This window comes from Streptomyces sp. CBMA156, from assembly GCF_014596515.1.
Lineage (GTDB): Bacteria > Actinomycetota > Actinomycetes > Streptomycetales > Streptomycetaceae > Kitasatospora.
Genome location: NZ_MSJQ01000038.1, coordinates 1 through 18861, shown reverse-complemented (window position 1 = coordinate 18861; position 18861 = coordinate 1). Strand labels below are relative to the sequence as shown.

The 18861-nt window shown below is 70.9% G+C and carries 16 protein-coding genes and 4 tRNA genes; 8 read left to right on the top strand and 12 right to left on the bottom strand.

Translation table 11 applies throughout. The features are described from left to right. Positions 1-22: 22 nt before the first annotated feature. Together BU198_RS02715 and BU198_RS02710 are read right to left on the bottom strand one after the other, a co-directional pair. Entirely contained in the window at positions 23-223 is a 201-nt protein-coding gene (locus tag BU198_RS02715; protein ID WP_188295190.1) for a DUF397 domain-containing protein, read from the bottom strand. Then, on the bottom strand, positions 220-1068 hold the full coding sequence (locus BU198_RS02710) for a helix-turn-helix domain-containing protein (RefSeq protein ID WP_188295189.1): 849 nt from the start codon (positions 1066-1068) through the stop codon (positions 220-222). The genes BU198_RS02715 and BU198_RS02710 overlap by 4 nt, the downstream gene beginning before the upstream one ends. A 335-nt stretch (positions 1069-1403) precedes the next feature. Between BU198_RS02710 and BU198_RS02705 the strand changes: the two genes are divergently transcribed. Beyond that, the gene (locus BU198_RS02705; protein WP_188295188.1) at positions 1404-1559 is read left to right on the top strand and encodes a hypothetical protein; all 156 of its coding nucleotides are present in this window, start codon (positions 1404-1406) and stop codon (positions 1557-1559) included. Between the two features lie 61 nt (positions 1560-1620). Here the strand turns inward: BU198_RS02705 and BU198_RS02700 are convergent, their stop codons facing one another. After that, positions 1621-2223 carry a GNAT family N-acetyltransferase gene (locus BU198_RS02700; protein ID WP_188295187.1) on the bottom strand — a complete coding sequence of 201 codons (603 nt, stop codon included), beginning with the start codon at positions 2221-2223 and terminating at the stop codon, positions 1621-1623. Positions 2224-2412: 189 nt separating this feature from the next. Beyond that, positions 2413-3696: an adenylosuccinate synthase gene (locus BU198_RS02695; RefSeq protein WP_188295186.1), complete on the bottom strand. Its 1284-nt coding sequence runs from the start codon at positions 3694-3696 to the stop codon at positions 2413-2415. A gap of 126 nt (positions 3697-3822) precedes the next feature. Here BU198_RS02695 and BU198_RS02690 point away from each other — a divergent pair, with 126 nt between their 5' ends. The 3 genes from BU198_RS02690 (at position 3823) to purM (ending at position 7786) form a co-directional block, all read left to right on the top strand. Beyond that, entirely contained in the window at positions 3823-4668 is an 846-nt protein-coding gene (locus BU198_RS02690) for a diacylglycerol kinase family protein (protein ID WP_317619933.1), read from the top strand. 348 nt (positions 4669-5016) lie between these two features. Further along, complete coding sequence (gene purF / locus BU198_RS02685; protein ID WP_188295185.1) at positions 5017-6600, top strand: amidophosphoribosyltransferase; 1584 nt, start codon at positions 5017-5019, stop codon at positions 6598-6600. 100 nt (positions 6601-6700) lie between these two features. Next, positions 6701-7786, top strand: a complete 1086-nt coding sequence (gene purM / locus BU198_RS02680; protein ID WP_188295184.1) for a phosphoribosylformylglycinamidine cyclo-ligase — start codon at positions 6701-6703, stop codon at positions 7784-7786. 171 nt (positions 7787-7957) lie between these two features. Here purM and BU198_RS02675 read toward each other — a convergent pair whose 3' ends face one another. Continuing rightward, positions 7958-8215: a DUF3073 domain-containing protein gene (locus BU198_RS02675; RefSeq protein WP_188295183.1), complete on the bottom strand. Its 258-nt coding sequence runs from the start codon at positions 8213-8215 to the stop codon at positions 7958-7960. 384 nt (positions 8216-8599) lie between these two features. Further along, the gene (locus BU198_RS02670) at positions 8600-9757 is read right to left on the bottom strand and encodes a Glu/Leu/Phe/Val dehydrogenase (RefSeq protein WP_188295182.1); all 1158 of its coding nucleotides are present in this window, start codon (positions 9755-9757) and stop codon (positions 8600-8602) included. 198 nt (positions 9758-9955) lie between these two features. Here BU198_RS02670 and BU198_RS02665 point away from each other — a divergent pair, with 198 nt between their 5' ends. Next, the gene (locus BU198_RS02665; RefSeq protein WP_188295181.1) at positions 9956-10912 is read left to right on the top strand and encodes a hypothetical protein; all 957 of its coding nucleotides are present in this window, start codon (positions 9956-9958) and stop codon (positions 10910-10912) included. A gap of 487 nt (positions 10913-11399) precedes the next feature. After that, positions 11400-11606 (top strand): developmental transcriptional regulator BldC, encoded by a 207-nt coding sequence (gene bldC / locus BU198_RS02660; RefSeq protein ID WP_014137253.1) that lies wholly within the window; start codon positions 11400-11402, stop codon positions 11604-11606. 379 nt (positions 11607-11985) lie between these two features. Here the strand turns inward: bldC and BU198_RS02655 are convergent. Together BU198_RS02655 and hrpA are read right to left on the bottom strand one after the other, a co-directional pair. Further along, positions 11986-12059: transfer RNA gene (locus BU198_RS02655), tRNA-Asp, on the bottom strand. 144 nt (positions 12060-12203) lie between these two features. Further along, entirely contained in the window at positions 12204-16205 is a 4002-nt protein-coding gene (hrpA, locus tag BU198_RS02650) for an ATP-dependent RNA helicase HrpA (RefSeq protein WP_188295180.1), read from the bottom strand. Positions 16206-16345: 140 nt separating this feature from the next. On the opposite strand from hrpA, the gene BU198_RS02645 reads away from it, so the two are divergent. Both BU198_RS02645 and BU198_RS02640 read left to right on the top strand, forming a co-directional pair. Next, entirely contained in the window at positions 16346-16864 is a 519-nt protein-coding gene (locus tag BU198_RS02645) for a SigE family RNA polymerase sigma factor (RefSeq protein ID WP_188295179.1), read from the top strand. Further along, on the top strand, positions 16861-17757 hold the full coding sequence (locus BU198_RS02640) for a hypothetical protein (protein WP_188295178.1): 897 nt from the start codon (positions 16861-16863) through the stop codon (positions 17755-17757). The genes BU198_RS02645 and BU198_RS02640 overlap by 4 nt, the downstream gene beginning before the upstream one ends. 182 nt (positions 17758-17939) lie before the next feature. Here the strand turns inward: BU198_RS02640 and BU198_RS02635 are convergent. From BU198_RS02635 to BU198_RS02620, 4 genes are all read right to left on the bottom strand, one after another. Beyond that, a tRNA-Phe gene (locus tag BU198_RS02635) sits at positions 17940-18013 on the bottom strand. 27 nt (positions 18014-18040) lie between these two features. Further along, a tRNA-Asp gene (locus BU198_RS02630) sits at positions 18041-18114 on the bottom strand. 56 nt (positions 18115-18170) lie between these two features. Further along, positions 18171-18243 (bottom strand) — tRNA-Glu (locus tag BU198_RS02625). A 113-nt stretch (positions 18244-18356) separates the two neighbouring features. Next, complete coding sequence (locus BU198_RS02620) at positions 18357-18698, bottom strand: metallopeptidase family protein (protein ID WP_188295177.1); 342 nt, start codon at positions 18696-18698, stop codon at positions 18357-18359. Positions 18699-18861: the final 163 nt, after the last annotated feature.

Here is an 18861-nt window from a genome sequence, read left to right as displayed (position 1 = left end):
TCTGCCAGACAGGGGCCGGGCCTCACGGCCGGGTGAAGTCCCCGTACCGGTCGAACTCCCCCGACTTCACCCCGCGGACGAAGGCGGCCCACTTGCGCGGCGTGGTCCGCACGACGACCTCGGGCCGGTCCGACTCGCGGATCTCCACCAGCCCGCCGGTCGCCCTCACCTCGACGCAGTCGGTGCTCTCGCCACTGGCGGACGCCTTGCGCCAGGTACTCATGCGAAGTCTTTCAGCAAGGACCGGATGAACTCCCGGGACTCGTCCGTCCCGAGCGCGATCCTCGCGGTCTCCTCCTTGATCCGGCGGTAGGAGGCCAGTTCGGCCTGGGTGTGCACGAACGTGGGCCCGTGGGAGAGGTCGATCTGGACGGTGTCGAGCTCCGCGACGGGCCCGCGGGCGAGGTAGAGGCTCTCCCCGGAGCCGGTGTAGGTGGGCACGCTGAAGGGGATCACCCGGATCTCCACCCCGGGCCGTTCGGAGTTCTCCAGCAGGCTCAGCAACTGGTCGCGCAGCACGTCGGGACCGCCGAACTGCATGCGCAGCGCGGACTCGTGGAGGAACGCGCTGTACGGCTTCGGGTGGTCGACGAAGATCTGCTGGCGCCGGATCCGGAAGGCCTTCCGGACGTCGGCCTCCTGCCGGTACTGCGGGGGCAGCCGCTCGAACACCGCGGCGGCGTACGCCGGGGTCTGCAGCAGGCCGGGGATGAAGGTGCTGTTCAGGATGGACAGGGAGGCCGCGTGGTGCTCCATCTCCGCGATGTCGATGATCCCGTTCGGCAGCCGTCCGCGGTAGCCGTCCCACCAGTACTTGCGCCGGTCCTGCGTCATCGCCAACAGCGCGTCCAGGTACGGGCCGTCCTCGCAGCCGCAGGTACCGGCCCAGATCCGGAGCCGCTCGGCGCTGATGCCCGACTTCCCGTTCTCCATCTGGGAGATCTTGGGCAGGTCGGTGCCGATGGTGGCGGCCAGGCTCTTGGGCGTGACGCCCACGCGTTCGCGCATCCTGCGCAACTCGATCCCGAGGCGCTGCTGGCGCACGGTCGGCGACAAGCGGGGTGGCATGACTCTCTTCTCCGGGTCGCGGCTGCGGCGATGCTTCCGGTGAAGTGTGCCGCGCATACCCGGCCCTAGCTACCGAAATGGGGGATACCCCACGATGGAGTGAACGTCCTCCCGCTCGGTAGCAACTCTGGCACCCTGACCCTATGGTCATCCGTGTCACTCGCTGACTTGTTGTCGCCTAAACAGTCGTCAAACAGTCGTCAATCGGCCGTAATGACACGGCAGATGCATGGTCGCGGCGCCCGAAATCACCGATCGGAGACAGCCATGCCCTTCCCCTCGCCTCTCCGCCTTTCCCGCCGGCTCCTTCCTTCCCAGCGCATTTCCGTATCCCGGTGAATGCGCTTCTCGTCGCCGGACTGTCGGCACTCCTGCTCGCGGTCCTGTTCGTCGGCTGGCTGGTCTGGCTGGTGAACATCCAGGCCCTCGAACCCCACCCGGCGCCCCACGAGTTCGCACCCGCCCACCCCGCCCCCGGCGAGCGGACATGAGGCCGTGCCCCGGCACCCGGCCGTGCCTCCGCGCTCGGCCGGGCTTGGGCCCGGTCGCCGTTCAGCCCCGCGAAAGCCGGTCCGTCAGGCGGGACTTGGCGGCCGGCCACTCGTCGGCGAGCATCGAGAAGTAGGCGCTGTCCCGCCAGCTGCCGTCGGGGCGCAGGCGGTGGCGGCGGTGCGTCCCCTCGTACTGGGCGCCGAGGCGCTGGATGGCGGTGCGGGAGCGCTCGTTGAGGGCGTCGGTCTTCCAGAAGACGCGGCCCATGCCGAGGTCCTCGAAGGCGTGGGTGAGGAGCAGCAGCTTCGCCTCGGTGTTGACGGCGGTGCGCCAGACCGAGCGGGCGTACCAGGTGCCGCCGATCTCCACGAACTCGTCCTGCGCGCTGTAGTCGTGGTAGCCGGTGACCCCGACGGCCCGACCGGTGGCGAGGTCGACGGCGGCGAAGTTCACCGACTCGCCCGAGGCCGTCTCCGCGACGCGGCCGTCGAGGATCGCGCCGAACTCCTCCGCCGAGGCGGGCGGCAGGAACATGGTCCAGCGCCAGACCTCGGGGTCCGAGCCGACGGTGGCCCAGAGGTCGGCGAGGTGGCGGCGCTCCAGCGGCTCCAGGCGGATGCGGTGGCCGGTGAGGACGACGGGTGAGGGCAGCTTCGCGGTCATGATCAGAACGTAGTGCGGCCCTGCACTAGACGCAAGAGATATTTGAACTAGTGCAAAGGCGGGGTCAGGGCGCGCGAAGGGCCCCGCGGGACGGATCCCGCGGGGCCCTCGAAGCGACCGGCCGACGACCGGCCGACGACCGGCCGACGACCGGCCGACGACCGACAGGCGGTCGGCCGGCGGTCGGACTCAGATGAACGAGTTGATCTGGATCGTCTCGTCGCGGCCGGGACCGACGCCGATGGCCGAGATCGGCGCGCCCGACATCTCCTCCAGCGCCTTCACGTACGCCTGGGCGTTCTTCGGCAGCTCGGCGAAGGTCTTCGCCTTGCTGATGTCCTCCGTCCAGCCCGGCAGGGTCTCGTAGATCGGCTTGGCGTGGTGGAAGTCCGACTGGTTGTAGGGGAGCTCCTCGACCCGCTTGCCGTCGATCTCGTACGCGACGCAGACCGGGATCTGCTCCCAGCCGGTCAGCACGTCCAGCTTGGTGAGGAAGAAGTCGGTGAGGCCGTTGACCCGGGTCGCGTAGCGCGCGATCACCGCGTCGAACCAGCCGCAGCGACGGTCGCGGCCGGTGGTGACACCGCGCTCGCCGCCGATCCGGCGCAGGGCCTCGCCGTCCGCGTCCAGCAGCTCGGTCGGGAACGGGCCGGAGCCGACGCGGGTGGTGTAGGCCTTGAGGATGCCGATGACCCGGTCGATCTTGGTCGGGCCGATGCCGGCGCCGGTGCAGGCGCCGCCCGCGGTCGGGTTCGACGAGGTCACGAAGGGGTACGTGCCGTGGTCGACGTCGAGCAGGGTGCCCTGGCCGCCCTCCAGCAGGACGACCTTGTCCGCCTTCAGCGCCTCGTCCAGGACGAGGGTGGTGTCGGCGAGGAAGGGCCTGATCTTGTCCGCGTAGCCCAGGTACTCCTCGACCACCAGGTCGGCCGGGATGGTGCGGCGGTTGTACAGCTTGACCAGGACCTGGTTCTTGTCGTGCAGCGCCGCCTCGATCTTCTGGCGCAGGATCGACTCGTCGAACAGGTCCTGGACCCGGATGCCGACGCGGTTGATCTTGTCCGCGTAGGTCGGGCCGATGCCGCGGCCGGTGGTGCCGATCCGGCGCTTGCCGAGGAAGCGCTCGGTGACCTTGTCCAGGGTGCGGTGGTACGGCGTGATCAGGTGGGCGTTGCCCGAGACCAGCAGCTTCGAGGTGTCGATGCCGCGCTCGTTCAGGCCGGCCAGCTCGGAGAGCAGCACGGCCGGGTCGATCACGACGCCGTTGCCGATCACCGGCGTCACGTTCGGGCTGAGGATTCCGGAAGGGAGCAGGTGCAGGGCGTACTTCTGGTCGCCGATGACCACCGTGTGACCGGCGTTGTTGCCGCCCTGGTAGCGGACCACGTAGTCGACGGAACCGCCGAGGAGGTCGGTGGCCTTCCCCTTGCCCTCGTCTCCCCACTGAGCGCCAACGAGCACGAGTGCCGGCACAGGCGTACACCCCTTCCGGTTGGGGCATCCTGCGTAGGCCGCAGTCTGCCCCGAGATAGACGAAGCCCCTGGCGCAACGGCGCAAGGGGCTCTTGCACCGAGAGATTACCTGAGGAAGGACCGGTCGTGTCGTCCCTGTCCACGCCTGCCACCGGCGGCCCGGAGCCGCTCCTGCTGCTCCTCGACCCGGTGGCCCGGCAGACCGACGGCGAGTCGGTGCGGATCGCGAAGGACGTGCTCTGCGGGGGCACGGACGTCAAGGTGGTCCTTCCGGAGAGTCCTTCCGAACTCGACCGGATGCTTTCGCACCGGGGTCGGCGGCGGCCGGTGGTGATCGGTTCCGACCTCGCTCTCCAGCGGGTGCTCCAGGCGCTGCACCGCCAGCGTGAGCTGGGCACCGAACCGGTGGGGATGGTTCCGGTAGGGCGGGCCGAGGAGCTGGCGACGGCCCGCGCGCTGGGGGTTCCGGGGGAGCCGGTCCGGGCCGCGCGGGCGGTGCTGTCCGGTGCCCCGCGCCGGCTGGACCTGCTGGTGGACGACGGCGGCGGGGTGGCGCTCGGCGGGGTGCGGATCACCGGTGGGGGCACCCGTCGTCCGGTAGGCCGAACGGGTGGCTGGCGTTCGCTATGGGCGAAACTGGCTGCGGCCGAGCAGGCGAACGCACTCACCCCGGACGGTGCCGACCACAGCTCCCGGGTCAGGGTCGAGGCCGACGGCCGGCTGCTCGCGGACGTCCACCGGCCGGTCCGGCTGGTCCAGGTCACGCTCCCGACCGGCGCCTCGGACGGGACGGGCGAGATGGAGGTCGTGGTCGCGGCCTCCGGAGCCATGGTGCGCGCCAGGGCGGCGAGCGTCTCGGTGGTCGGCCGCGGCTTCGGCTATGAGGCGGACGGCCACCCCGTCGGCCCGGTCCGCGCCAGGACCTGGACGGTGCACCCGGGCGCCTGGGGCCTGCTGCTGCCGGCCGCGTAGCGGGAAACCACCAGGCGGCGCAGCGGGAAACGGCCCGGCGACGCGGCGGCGCAGCGGGGAACAGCCCGGCCGGGTGGCGCGGAACGGCCCGGAACCGGCCGCATGACCGCCCGGTGAACCCCGGGTGAGCAGGCTCACGTTCGGCCGGGCCCGGAGCCCCGCCGCTGCGCACACGGAACTCCCCAACAGGCGCGAACCACAAGGCCAACCGCCACCCCCGGGAATTCCCCCCACCCGAAATCCCCGCCCCGTAAGGGGTTTTGTCTACGCGCATCAACTCACCGTCGGCGGACAAAGCCGCAGTCCCGGGTTCCGGAAGCCCGAGTCAACTGCCCTAGACTCGAAGGCGTGCCACGTGGTGACGGAAGACTCAACCACGATCTTCTTCCCGGTGAGAAAGGCCCCCAGGACGCTTGTGGCGTCTTCGGTGTCTGGGCTCCCGGCGAGGAGGTCGCCAAGCTCACGTTCTTCGGCCTTTACGCCCTGCAGCACCGCGGTCAGGAATCCGCGGGCATCGCAGTGAGCAACGGCTCCCAGATTCTCGTCTTCAAGGACATGGGGCTCGTCTCCCAGGTCTTCGACGAGGCCTCGCTGGGGTCGTTGCACGGGCATATCGCCGTCGGACACGCCCGCTACTCGACCACCGGTTCCTCGGTCTGGGAGAACGCCCAGCCGACCTTCCGGGCGACCGTTCACGGTTCGCTGGCCCTCGGGCACAACGGAAACCTGGTGAACACCGCCGAACTGGCGGCCATGGTCGCCGAACTGCCCGGCGAGGAGCACGTCTCGCGCTCCGGCCGGACGGCCGCGACCAACGACACCGACCTGGTGACGGCGCTGCTCGCCGGCCACCCGGACCTCTCCATCGAGGAGACGGCCAAGCTCGTCCTGCCCAAGGTCAAGGGCGCGTTCTCGCTCGTCTTCATGGACGAGCACACGCTCTACGCCGCCCGCGACCCGCAGGGCATCCGCCCGCTGGTGCTCGGCCGGCTGGAGCGCGGCTGGGTGGTCGCCTCCGAGACGGCGGCGCTGGACATCTGCGGCGCCTCCTTCATCCGCGAGGTCGAGCCCGGAGAGCTCATCGCCGTCGACGAGAACGGCATGCGCAGCTCCCGGTTCGCCGAGGCCAAGCCCAAGGGCTGCGTCTTCGAGTACGTCTACCTGGCCCGCCCCGACACCACCATCGCCGGCCGCAACGTGCACCTCTCCCGCGTGGAGATGGGCCGCCGGCTGGCGAAGGAGGCCCCGGTCGAGGCCGACCTGGTGATAGCGACGCCCGAGTCCGGCACCCCCGCCGCGATCGGCTACGCCGAGGCCAGCGGCATCCCGTACGGCTCCGGCCTGGTGAAGAACGCCTACGTGGGCCGCACCTTCATCCAGCCCAGCCAGACCATCCGCCAGCTCGGCATCAGGCTCAAGCTCAACCCGCTGCGCGAGGTCATCGCCGGCAAGCGCCTGGTGGTCGTGGACGACTCGATCGTGCGCGGCAACACCCAGCGCGCGCTGGTGCGGATGCTCCGCGAGGCGGGCGCCGCCGAGGTGCACATCCGGATCTCCTCGCCGCCGGTGAAGTGGCCCTGCTTCTTCGGCATCGACTTCGCCACCCGCGCGGAGCTGATCGCCAACGGGATGACGGTGGAGGAGATCGGCCGCACGCTCGGTGCCGACTCGCTCTCCTACATCTCGATCGACGGCATGATCGAGGCCACCACGCAGCCCAAGGACCGGCTCTGCCGGGCCTGCTTCGACGGCGAGTACCCGATGGAGCTGCCGGACCCGGCGCTGCTCGGCAAGCTCCTGCTGGAGGCCGAGATCAAGGGCGGCCGGCAGCAGCCTGCCGTCCGCGGCAAGCCGACCAGCGGCAGCGACCTGGACGGCGTCCAGTCGCTGCTCGGCGGGGCGGGCGCGGCCGACGCGCTGCGCCGGCCGTAACGAATCGACGGTGGGGTCCCGCGAACCGGGGCCCCACCGCTGTTCCACCCCCTGCTGTTCCGAAGAACCACCCCCACCTGACCCGAAAGGGCCGCACGCAGTGACCAGCAACCAGAACGGCGCCACCTACGCCGCCGCCGGTGTCGACATCGAGGCGGGCGACCGCGCCGTCGAGCTCATGAAGCAGTGGGTGAAGAAGGCGAGCCGCCCCGAGGTGGTCGGCGGTCTCGGCGGCTTCGCCGGCCTCTTCGACGCGTCCGCCTTCAAGAACTACGAGCGGCCGCTGCTGGCCTCGGCCACCGACGGCGTGGGGACCAAGGTGGCCATCGCGGCCGCCATGGACAAGCACGACACCATCGGCCACGACCTCGTCGGCATGGTCGTCGACGACCTGGTGGTGTGCGGTGCCGAGCCGCTGTTCATGACCGACTACATCTGCGTCGGCAAGGTCGTCCCCGAGCGGGTCGCCGCGATCGTCAAGGGCATCGCCGAGGGCTGCGCCCTGGCCGGCTGCGCCCTGGTCGGCGGCGAGACCGCCGAGCACCCGGGCCTGCTCGGCCCGGACGAGTACGACGTGGCCGGCGCCGGCACCGGCGTGGTGGAGGCCGACGCGCTGCTCGGCGCCGACCGGGTCAGGGCCGGCGACGTGGTGATCGCGATGGCCGCCTCCGGCCTGCACTCCAACGGCTACTCGCTGGTCCGCCACGTGCTGCTGAACCAGGCCGGCTGGAAGCTCGACCGCAAGGTCGAGGAGTTCGGCCGCACCCTCGGCGAGGAGCTGCTGGAGCCGACCCGGATCTACTCGCTGGACTGCCTGGCGCTCACCCGCGCCACCGAGGTCCACGCCTTCTCGCACGTCACCGGCGGCGGCCTGGCGGCCAACCTGGCCCGGGTCATCCCGGACGGCCTGCACGCCCGCCTGGACCGCGGCACCTGGACCCCGCTGCCGGTCTTCCGGACCGTCGCCGAGGTCGGCGACGTGGCCACCCTGGAGATCGAGAAGACGCTGAACATGGGCGTCGGCATGGTCGCGGTCGTCCCGCCGCACTCGGTGGACGTCGTGCTGTCGATCCTGGAGGACCGCGGCGTGGAGTCCTGGCTGCTCGGTGACATCGTCGAGCGCACCGACGGGCACGAGGGCGGCGCGGCCCTCTACAACGCCTACGAGGGCTTCCGGGCGGTCTGACCCGGACCCGGCGGTGAGAGGGCCCCTCCGGCGTGCCGGAGGGGCCCTTCCCGTGTCCCACGGGCCCCACCCGGCGGGGACGCCGGACGGGACGGTCCACGGACGGTCCGGGGGAACGCCGAAGACCGGCCCGGCGCCCTGGGCGCCCGGACCGGTCCGGTGGAGCTGCTGTTACGAGCGGCGGGAGGCCTGCGAGGCCCCGGCACCCGGCTCGTTGTCGTCCTCGTCGTCGAGGTCGGCGTAGCGGGCGGCGTACTCCGCGTACGGGTCGTCGTCCTCCTCCTCTTCGATCGGCTCCGGCTCGATCGGAGAGGTGGACGGCGATACGCCCAGCTCGTTGGACAGACGGTTAGCGTCGAACCCGCCGCTGTTGTACTTCAGCTCGCGGGCGACCTTCGTCTGCTTGGCCTTGGCCCGGCCGCGCCCCATGGGTCGACCCCCTCAACGATGGGGCTCACGGCCCCGAGTCTGACACGTGTTCATGATCAGGACCGGCCTGCCCGAATGGGAGAAGCCGTCCCTTGGAGCATTAACGGTACCTGTTTCCGCCGCTGGACGGTACGTCGTCGGTGTGACGTGGCGCGCACCGACTGCACCCGAGACCGGGTCTTTCCAGGTCAAGGGAGGTTTTGCGGCGGTTTTCACGCTGTCCGGAGGTGTCTGAGGTCCGTCGTTCCAGGACTGATTATCCCCCCTGGGGGGACCTCGGATCACCCGTTCGGGCGGAGAAGTGAGAATCCGGTTCCACATCGTGATGCGCGGGGGGCCGCTGGGAAGGCCCCCCGCGCGCCACGGGGCCGGGTCCGGGCCGGATCAGGCGCGGCGGGCGCCCGGCAGCAGCACCGTGCGCAGGGCGCTGATCTCGCGCATCCGCTTCTCGGCCAGGCGGTCGGCGGCGACCGCCGGCGGGACGCCGTCGGCAGCGGCCCGGGTGAAGATCTCCAGGGTGGTGTCGAAGATCCGGGTGGCCTTGTTCTTGGCCCGCTCGAAGTTGAAGCCGTCGATCTCGTCGGCGACCTGGATGACGCCGCCGGAGTTCACCAGGTAGTCGGGGGCGTAGAGGATGCCGCGGTCGGCCAGGTCCTTCTCCACGCCCGCGTGGGCCAGCTGGTTGTTGGCCGCGCCGCAGACGATCGAGGTGCCGGACTCGCCCAGCGCGGCGACCACGTCGTCGGTCAGCGCGCCGCCGAGGGCGCAGGGGGCGTAGACGTCCAGCTTGGCCTGGAGCAGGGCGGCGGTGTCGGCGACCACCTCCACCTCCGGGTGGGCCGCGCGCACGCGGTTGACCGCGGTCTCGAAGGGGTCGGTGACGACGACGGTGGCGCCGTCCGCGACCAGGTGGCCGACCAGGTAGTGGCCGACCTTGCCGACGCCCGCGACGCCGACCCGCCGGCCGCGCAGGGTCGGCTGGCCCCAGCGGGCCTGGGCGGTGGCGCGCATGCCCTGGAAGACGCCGAAGGCGGTCAGGATCGAGGAGTCGCCGGCGCCGCCGTGCTCGGGCGAGCGGCCGGTCACGAACCCGGTCTCGCGGGCGATGACGTCCATGTCCTGGACGTAGGTGCCCACGTCGCAGGCGGTGATGTAGCGGCCGCGCAGGGACTCGACGAAGCGGCCGTAGGCCCGGAGCATCGCCTCGTTCTTGTCCTTGTTGGGGTCGCCGATGATGACGGCCTTGCCGCCGCCGAGGTCCAGCCCGGCCAGCGCGTTCTTGTAGGACATGCCGCGGGACAGGTTCAGCGCGTCCTCCAGCGCCGCCTCCTCGGAGGCGTACGGGAAGAAGCGGGTGCCGCCGAGGGCCGGGCCGAGGGCGGTGGAGTGGATGGCGATGATCGCCTTCAGGCCCGAGCTGCGGTCGTGGCAGAGGACGACCTGCTCGTGACCGTCGCCGGGGGCGCCGTCCTGTTCGGTACGGAAGATCCTGCTGAGCACGCCGGGTGCGGAGTGCGTGGCGGGGGTCTGTACGTCGGTCACTGTGGTGACTCCAGTATCGAAGGCCCGCTGCTGTGGTGCGGGCGCCTAGGGCGAAGCGTAGTCGGGTGCCCGTCGCGTATCGGCCGTCTTGTCCGACCTGCCGCCGTTCGTCCGAGGGGTGAGACGGAACGTGGTCGGCGATGCGGGCGCGAACGGTTCGGGGGCGCGCTCTCCCGGGGCCGCGCGCCGCGTGCGACCATGCAGGACGTGACCGTCGTACGTACTTCCGTACAGCCGCCCTACGCCGCCCACCTGCGGGTCTACGAGCCGCTGGCCGCCTATCCGGAGGCCGAGCGGGCGCACTGGCAGGCCTACGCGGCGGAACACGGCCCCGACGCGGCGGAGCCGGTCCTGCCGGTGGCCGCGGCGGTGCTGGAGCAGCAGCGCGAGGCGCTCGCCGGGCTTGCCGCCCGCACGCCGCGGGCGCTGCCCGAGCGGGAGAGCGGACGGGCGTTCCTGCGGGTGGTGGACGGCGTACTGTACGTCTGCCCGTGGGCGACCAGGCTGCGCAGCTGGCAGGCGCTGGAGGAGCTGCGGACCGGGGCGCCGGCGGCGCTGCTGGACACCGCGCTGCCGCCGGTGACCCGGGCGGCAGCCGAGGCGGACCGGGAGCGCTGGCGGGCCGGGCACCCGGACGCCAGGCCGTGGATCCTGACCAGCCGGTGGGAGGTGCCGGTGCGCTGGTTCCTGCCGTTCGGGGACGAGGACCGCTGCTTCGTGCCGGACGGCGGCGCGGGGCCGCCGGCCGGGCGGGGAGGGGACGGGCAGGAAGGGGACGGGCGGAGCGGGGCAGAGGACAGGGCGGGGCGGCCGGCGGCGCTGTTCTACCTGGTGCCGATGGCGCAGGCGCGCCGCCGGGTGGCGCGGGCCTTCCGGGCCCTGCGCGAGGCGGTGCCGGACGGGGAGCTGGTGCAGGGGGCGGAGCGGATCGGGCGGTGGCTGGAGGAGTTCCATCCGCGCTCGCTGGTGGAACTGGACTACGGGGGTCTGGTGCATCTGCTGGGCCCGGAGCGGTTGCTGGCGGACCGTTCGGCGGGGGAGCTGGAGGAGGGGCTGCGCGCGCTGCGGGCGGGGGACACCGCCGAGGCGCTGCGGATGTACGGGGAGCTGACGGTGCGGTGGCGCCGGGTGCTCGCGCTGCGGCACGCGAACTGACGTCCGACCGCGCGTGTATGACTGTAAGAGTCCTAAGGACCGCGGGTCCGATGACCAAGGTCCCGGTTCGGGTCAATACCTGTCGAACGTGACACTACTCACCGTTGACGCGAACTTACCCCTATGTGCAAAAATGGGACAACCAGCCCAACTTCACGTGAGCGTGCCCACTTTTGGGTGGTTCTGGAGTCGATGCGTGCTTTGCGGGGAAACGGAGGGTCTGGTCCCCCTGTAACCGGATGTCATCACAGCGTGACTGTCCGCTATGGGGTGGTCCATCGCCATCCGTCGGCCTTGAACCCGTGAGGGGTCAATTTTGGCGGTTTGGTCGATAGGGCTGGACGGATGGTGTAGTTGTAGACACCAGGACAAGCCGTTCGTCCTATAACCGACTCGGCCCGTCTATGCCATTTCGGGCATCGCGGGCCAAGGTGCAGAATTTGAAGGATAGAACCGCCCTGGTTCGGTTCTCCCGAGGAGGCCGCTCATGACCGCTCGTACCCCTGATGCTGAGCCGCTGCTGACGCCGGCAGAGGTTGCCACCATGTTCCGCGTGGACCCGAAGACGGTCACTCGCTGGGCCAAGGCAGGCAAGCTGACGTCGATTCGCACGCTCGGCGGTCACCGCCGTTACCGTGAGGCGGAGGTGCGCGCTCTGCTGGCCGGGATTCCCGCTCAGCGCACTGAGGCCTGATAGGCCGAAGGCTCTTTAAAGGGGCCGCTTACCGGACTCCGCCGGGTCCGGTAAGCGGCCCCTTTGTCGTGCCCGCCACCGGACCCGTTGTCGCGCTCACCGGAGGCGTTCGGGTCGGCCGAGTGGTCGGAATGTTGAACTCCGGATAACGATTTGATGCGAGTGGGGCGGGGGGGATTTACAGTGAATACCTGTACAATTTTACATATTAAATTAACGTGGTTCTGAAGGGGTCCTCGGGAGGGGTGCACCGAGGGGGCCCGCGTGACGACCGTCACGCGGCCCGTCGCTTGTGGTCTAGACCTAGTCGGGGTAAAGGGCCGAACGGTCAAAAGCGAGAGGCCCGGAACCTGACGGTTCCGGGCCTCTCGCGTTGCGGCGATCCCGACGGGACTTGAACCCGCGACCTCCACCTTGACAGGGTGGCGAGCTAACCAACTGCTCCACGGGACCAGAGTTTTCTGATCTCGTTCACTCGCTTGCCGCGCTGCGAACAAGACAGACTCTAGCCCATGGTGGGCCCTCAGGTCGAACCGGCTCCCGAAGGCCCACCGCAGCTCACACGGCCACACACCGGGCGGGGGAGGGGCGCCCGGGTCAGAGCGTCGCCCGCGCCGCCTCCATCGCCTTCATGATCCGCTTCTCCGAGACCGGGCTCGGTGTGCCCAGCGACTGGGCGAAGAAGCTGACCCGCAGCTCCTCGATCATCCAGCGGATCGCCCGCACCTCCGCGGACGGCTGGTGCCCGGCCGGCACCGCCGCCAGCAGCTCCCCGTACGCCTGCTGCACCTGCTGCACCTTCAGCAGGTGCTGGGCGTCCCGCTGCGGATGGTTGGGCAGCGCCTCCAGGCGGCGGTCCACCGCCAGCAGGTAGCGCTTGAGGTCCGGCAGCCGCTGCCAGCCGGTGGCGGTCACGAAGCCCGGGTACACCAGCGAGGCCAGGTGCAGCCGGACGTCGTTCACCGCGTTCAGCAGCACCGGGCTGCTCACCGACTTCAGCCGGGTCGAGGCCTTGTGGAAGGCGATCAGCGAGGTGGCCGTCTTCAGCGTGGTGTCCGCGGACAGGTCGTACAGGTCGGCGCGCACCTTGTCGTGCAGCTTGCCGAACGCCGCCTCGTCCCAGGCCGGGCCGCCGGCCAGGGTCATCAGCCGGTCCGTGGCGGCCGCCACGACGTCCTCGAACAGGGCGCCGATCGAGCCGTGCGGGCTGTGCGAGAGCGCCAGCTTCGCCTGGTTGCCCAGCCGGCCCTGGATCGACTTGGCCGGGGAGGTGGTGGTCAGCGTCAGCAGCCGGCGCGTCCCCTCCCACATCGACTGCGCCTGCGCCTGCGGGGTGTCGAACAGCTTGACGCCGACCGACTGGCCCTCGTCCACCAGGGCCGGGTAGGCGCGCATCGCGTGGCCGCGCGAGCGCTGCTCGAAGGTGCGCTGGAGCACCGGCAGCGAGGCCGGCCAGGCGGTCAGCCCGCTCTGCTCGATGCCCTGGCCCGAGGCGGCCGAGGAGAGCGTCTCCTTGAGCTTGGGCTTGAGCTTCAGCCGCAGCTCCTCCAGGTCCTTGGACTCGGCGAGCTTGCGGCGCCCGTCCACCACCCGGAAGGTCACCCTGAGGTGGTCGGGCACCCGTTCGTCGTCCCAGGCCTCCGGCGGCACGGTGACGGCCGTCAGGCGCTTCAGGGCGTGCTCCAGGGCCGGGAGCAGCGGCTCCTGGCGGTCCTTCACCGCGCGCAGCGCCGCCTTGGCGAAGTCTGGCGCGGGGACGAAGTTGCGCCGGATCGCCTTCGGCAGCGACTTGATGTACGCGGTGACCAGTTCCTCCCGCAGGCCGGGGATCTGCCAGTCGAAGCCCTCCGCGGTGACCTGGTTGAGCACCGGCAGCGGGATGTGCACCGTCACGCCGTCCGCGTCGCTGCCCGGCTCGAACTGGTAGGTCAGCGTGAAGCGGAGCTTGCCCTGCTGCCAGTGGTCCGGGTAGTCGGCCTCGGTGACGCCGCCCGCGGCGTCGTTGATCAGCATCGACTTCTCGAAGTTCAGCAGGTCGGGCTGCTCGTGCCTGGCCTTCTTCCACCAGGAGTCGAAGTGCCGGGTGGAGACGACCTCTTCGGGCAGCCGGGCGTCGTAGAAGTCGAACAGGGTCTGGTCGTCCACCATGATGTCCCGGCGGCGGGCCCGGTTCTCCAGCTCCTCGACCTCGCCGAGCAGCTTGCGGTTCTCCGCGAAGAACCTGTGGTGGGTCTCCCAGTCGCCCTCGACCAGCGCGTTGCGGATGAACAGCTCGCGGCAGAGCTCCTGGTCGATCTTCCCGTAGTTGACCTTGCGCTGGGCGACGACCGGCATCCCGTAGAGGGTCACCTTCTCGTACGCCAGCACCGCGCCGGCCTTCTTCTCCCAGTGCGGCTCGCTGTAGCTGCGCTTGATCAGGTGGCCGGCCAGCGGCTCGACCCACTCCGGCTCGATCTTGGCGTTGATCCGCGCCCAGAGCCGGGAGGTCTCCACCAGCTCGGCCGACATCACCCAGCGCGGCGGCTTCTTGAACAGGCCCGAGCCGGGGAAGACCGCGAAGCGGGCGCCGCGCGCGCCGCCGTACTCGCGCTTCTCCACGTCGAACAGGCCGATGTGGGAGAGCAGGCCGGCCAGCAGCGACTGGTGGATCCGGTCGGCGTCCGGCTCCCCTTCGTGACCGTCGGTCCGGGTGGGATCCTCCTCGACCGTGACGCCCAGCTGCTTGGCGACGGTGCGCAGCTGGACGTAGATGTCCTGCCACTCCCGTATCCGCAGGTAGTTGAGGAACTCGGCCTTGCACATCCGGCGGAACGCCGAGGAGGAGAGCTCCCGCTGCTGCTCCCGGACGTAGCGCCACATCGACAGGTAGGCGAGGAAGTCGGAGGTCTCCGAGTTGAACCGGCGGTGCCGCTCGTCGGCGGCCTGGCGCTTCTCGGCCGGGCGCTCGCGCGGGTCCTGGATGGAGAGCGCGGCGGCGATCACCATGACGTCGCGGACGCAGCCGTTGCGGTCGGCCTCCAGCACCATGCGGGCCATCCGCGGGTCCACCGGGAGCTGGGCGAGCTTGCGGCCGAGCTGGGTCAGTCGCTTGCGCGGGTCCTTCTCCTCCGGGTCCAGCGCGCCCAGCTCGTGCAGCAGGTGGACGCCGTCCTTGATGTTGCGCGAGTCCGGCGGGTCCAGGAACGGGAAGGCGGCGATGTCGCCGAGGCCGGCCGCGGTCATCTGGAGGATCACCGAGGCCAGGTTGGTGCGCAGGATCTCGGCGTCGGTGAACTCGGGGCGGGAGAGGAAGTCCTCCTCCGAGTAGAGCCGGATGCAGATGCCGTCCGAGGTGCGGCCGCAGCGGCCCTTGCGCTGGTTGGCGCTGGCCTGGCTGATCGCCTCGATCGGCAGCCGCTGCACCTTGGTGCGGTGGCTGTAGCGGGAGATCCGGGCGGTGCCCGGGTCGATCACGTACTTGATGCCGGGGACGGTCAGCGAGGTCTCGGCCACGTTGGTGGCCAGCACGATCCGGCGGCTGCGCGAGCGCTGGAAGACCTTGTGCTGCTCGGCCGAGCTGAGCCGGGCGTACAGCGGCAGGATCTCGGTGTTCTTCAGCTTGAGCTTGCCGAGGGCGTCGGCGGTGTCGCGGATCTCGCGTTCGCCGGAGAGGAAGACCAGGATGTCGCCCGGGCCCTCGGCCTGGAGCTCCTCGGCGGCGTCGCAGATCGCCTGGACCTGGTCGCGGTCGCGGTCGGCATCGGTCGCGTCCTCGTCGTCGTCGGCCTCGTCGACCACCGGCCGGTAGCGGACCTCGACCGGGTAGGTGCGGCCGGAGACCTCGACGATCGGGGCGTCGCCGAAGTGCCGGGCGAAGCGCTCCGGGTCGATGGTCGCGGAGGTGATCACGACCTTGAGGTCGGGGCGGCGGGGGAGCAGCTGCTTGAGGTAGCCGAGGATGAAGTCGATGTTGAGGCTGCGCTCGTGCGCCTCGTCGATGATCAGGGTGTCGTACTGGTGCAGATCGCGGTCGGTCTGGATCTCCGCCAGCAGGATGCCGTCCGTCATCAGCTTGACCAGGGTGTCCCGGCCGACCTGGTCGGTGAACCTGACCTTCCAGCCGACCGCCTCGCCGAGCGGGCTGTCCAGCTCCTCCGCGACCCGCTCGGCCACCGTGCGGGCGGCGATCCGGCGCGGCTGGGTGTGGCCGACCAGGCCGCGCACGCCGCGGCCCAGCTCCAGGCAGATCTTCGGGATCTGGGTGGTCTTGCCGGAGCCGGTCTCGCCCGCGACGATCACCACCTGGTGGTCCCGGATCGCCGCCAGGATCTCGTCCTTCTTCTGGCTGACCGGCAGCTCGGCGGGATAGCTGATGGCCGGAACGGCGCCGCGGCGCTGCTCGACCAGCAGCTCGGCGCGTTCGATGTCGGCGGCGATCTCGTCGGCGACCTTCTGCCGGGCCTCGGGCTTGCGGACCCTGCGGGCCCCCTCCAGCCGGCGCCCGATCCGTACCTGGTCGCGCAGGGTCAGCTCGGGCAGGCGGGCGGCCAGCTCACCGATTCCGGGCCCCTCGGTGGGTACGGTGGCGGACTGGACTGCGGGAGAACTCACTGCGGGCATCCCTCTAGGTTCGCAAGGAGGCACGGCGGAGCGCACCTCGGTTTTCGAGCCCCTCCAGTGTCACAGCCGACGGCGGCGAATCGCGAACGCCGGGCAACGGTCCGTGCCGGTCCCGGGCTCTGGGGGGTGAGGAGGTGCTCATGGGAGCCCACAAGACCGCCAGGGACGAGGAGTTCCGGGCGTTCGTCGGCAGCGCGTGGTCGCGGCTGCTCAGGACGGCCTACCTGCTCGCGGGAGACCGGCACGGGGCCGAGGACCTGGTCCAGCAGGCGCTGGAACGGGCGTACGCGGCCTGGACCAGGGTGCGGGCGGCCGACGACCCGTACGCCTACGTGCGCCGGATCGTGATCAACGAGCACGCCAGGAAGTTCCGGCGCCGGCTCGTCGAGTACCCGGTCACCGCCGTCCCCGACCGGGCCGCGCCGGCCGGCGTGGACCCGGACGACCGGGCCGTGCTGCTCGGCGCGCTCGCCACCCTGCCGCCGCGCCAGCGCCAGGCGGTGGTGCTGCGGTACTGGGAGGACCTCACCGAGACGCAGACCGCGGCGGCCATGGGGTGCTCGGTCGGGACGGTGAAGAGCCAGGCGGCCAGGGGGCTGGCCAAGCTCCGCGGCGCCTCCTCACTCATCGGACTGACGAGCATCGGAGGAGCAAGATGAGCAACGAGTTCCTGCCAGGGAGCGCCGAGAGCGGGGAGGACCGGGCGGCCGTGCGGGCGCTGGGCGACCTGGCCGAGAGCGTCGAGATCGAGGCGGTCCCGTACGACCGGCTGGTCGCCGGGGGCCGGCGGCGGCTGCGGCGCCGGCGGCTGCTGACCGCAGGGGTGGCGGCGGCCCTGGTCGTCGGGGTGGCCGGCGGTGCGGCGGTGATCGGCGAACGCGGCCGGCAGGCCGTCTCGACCGTGGTGGTGGCGGCCTCCAGCCCGGCCACCACGGTGGCGGCCCCCGCCGCCGCGGCCGGCGCGGGCGCGTCCGCCGCCGCCCGGGACCCGTTCAAGCCCGTGCGGGTCAAGGTCGCCGAAGGCACCGCGAGCGGCCACACCTGGCAGGCCTGGGCCGCGCTGTGGCCGACCGCCCCCAGCAAGCAGGACGCCCTCAAGCAGGCCCTGCTGCTGCGGGAGGAGCGGTACGCCGCCAACCCGGAGGTGAAGCCGGTCAGCCGGCAGGACGTCGACACCAACTGGGACGCGCGCCTGGACCGGGTGAACTACTACTACACCGTGGACGGCCGTCGGCAGGCCGACGACTCCGTGCACGCGGTCTCCGCCCCCGGCGGGTTCCCGGCCGCCGTCGGCGGCGCCTCGCTCGGCCTCCACCACCCGTCGGCCGTACCGCCGGTGGTGATCGACGGCGTCAACTCCGAGGTGACGAAGGTCGTGATCGCCTGGAAGACCGGCGGGACCACCGAGGCGGTGCCGGTCGTGGTCGGGGACTCCCCGTTCCGCTACTTCGCCGTCGGCGCGAAGCCCGGCAGCGACGCGGCGACCGTCACCTACTACAAGGCGGACGGCTCGGTGGAGCTCACCAAGGACTACTGGCTCAGGACGTCCTGAACGGACCGGACGGCGGGCTCGACGGAACCGAGCCCGCCGCCCGGCGGCCGATCCTACTCGGGCACGGCCTCCCCACCGGCGGCCGTCCGCCGTGCGGGGCCGCAACCCGTCCGCCGTGCCGACGGCGCCGGGCAACACGAAGAAGCCCCCGCAGCGAACTCGCTGCGGGGGCTTCCTGTTTGTGGCCAGGGCCGGGGTCGAACCGGCGACCTTCCGCTTTTCAGGCGGACGCTCGTACCAACTGAGCTACCTGGCCGTACTGCACCGTCTCTTGCGAGACGAGCGATCCCGACGGGACTTGAACCCGCGACCTCCACCTTGACAGGGTGGCGAGCTAACCAACTGCTCCACGGGACCTGGAAGTGGCGAACCACTCAGGTCTTGCGTTACTGCACTTTACTACGTGTACTGCGTGCCCCCAACGGGATTCGAACCCGTGCTACCGCCTTGAAAGGGCGGCGTCCTGGGCCACTAGACGATGAGGGCTTGCGGCCTGTCCCGCTGTTTCCAGCGCTCGGGGACGTCGAGAAGCATATGGGATGCAGGGCGGATCGCCAAAACGGGTTTCGGCCGAGTGGGCGGCGGGGCCGCCGGCGGGGTCAGGACCAGCCGAGCTCGTCCAGCTCGTGGTCGTCGAAACCGAAGTGGTGGGCGACCTCGTGGATGACCGTGGTGCGGACCTCCTCGACCACCTGCTCGCGGGTCTCGCAGTGGCGCAGGGTGGGGCCGCGGTAGATCAGGATGCGGTCGGGCAGGACGCCCGCGTACCACTCGCCGCGCTCGGTGAGCGGGGTGCCCTCGTAGAGGCCGAGGAGTTCGGGATCGCTCGGGTCGGGTTCGTCCTCGACGAAGATCGCGACGTTGTCCATCATGGCCGCGAGCTGCGGGGGGATCTGGTCGAGGGCGTCGCTGACCAGCATCTCGAACTCTTCCCGGGTCATCTCCACCGGATCATTGTCGGGTGTCGGATGACGGTGTGCCAGGTGACGGAGCCCGGTGTTTGATGGGGCTATGACGACCTCGGAGGACGCCTTGGGCGGCGCCGCGGGCGGCGCCGCGGGCGTGGGGCTCCCCGGCCGGGGGGGCTGCGCCGGGGGGGGCCGG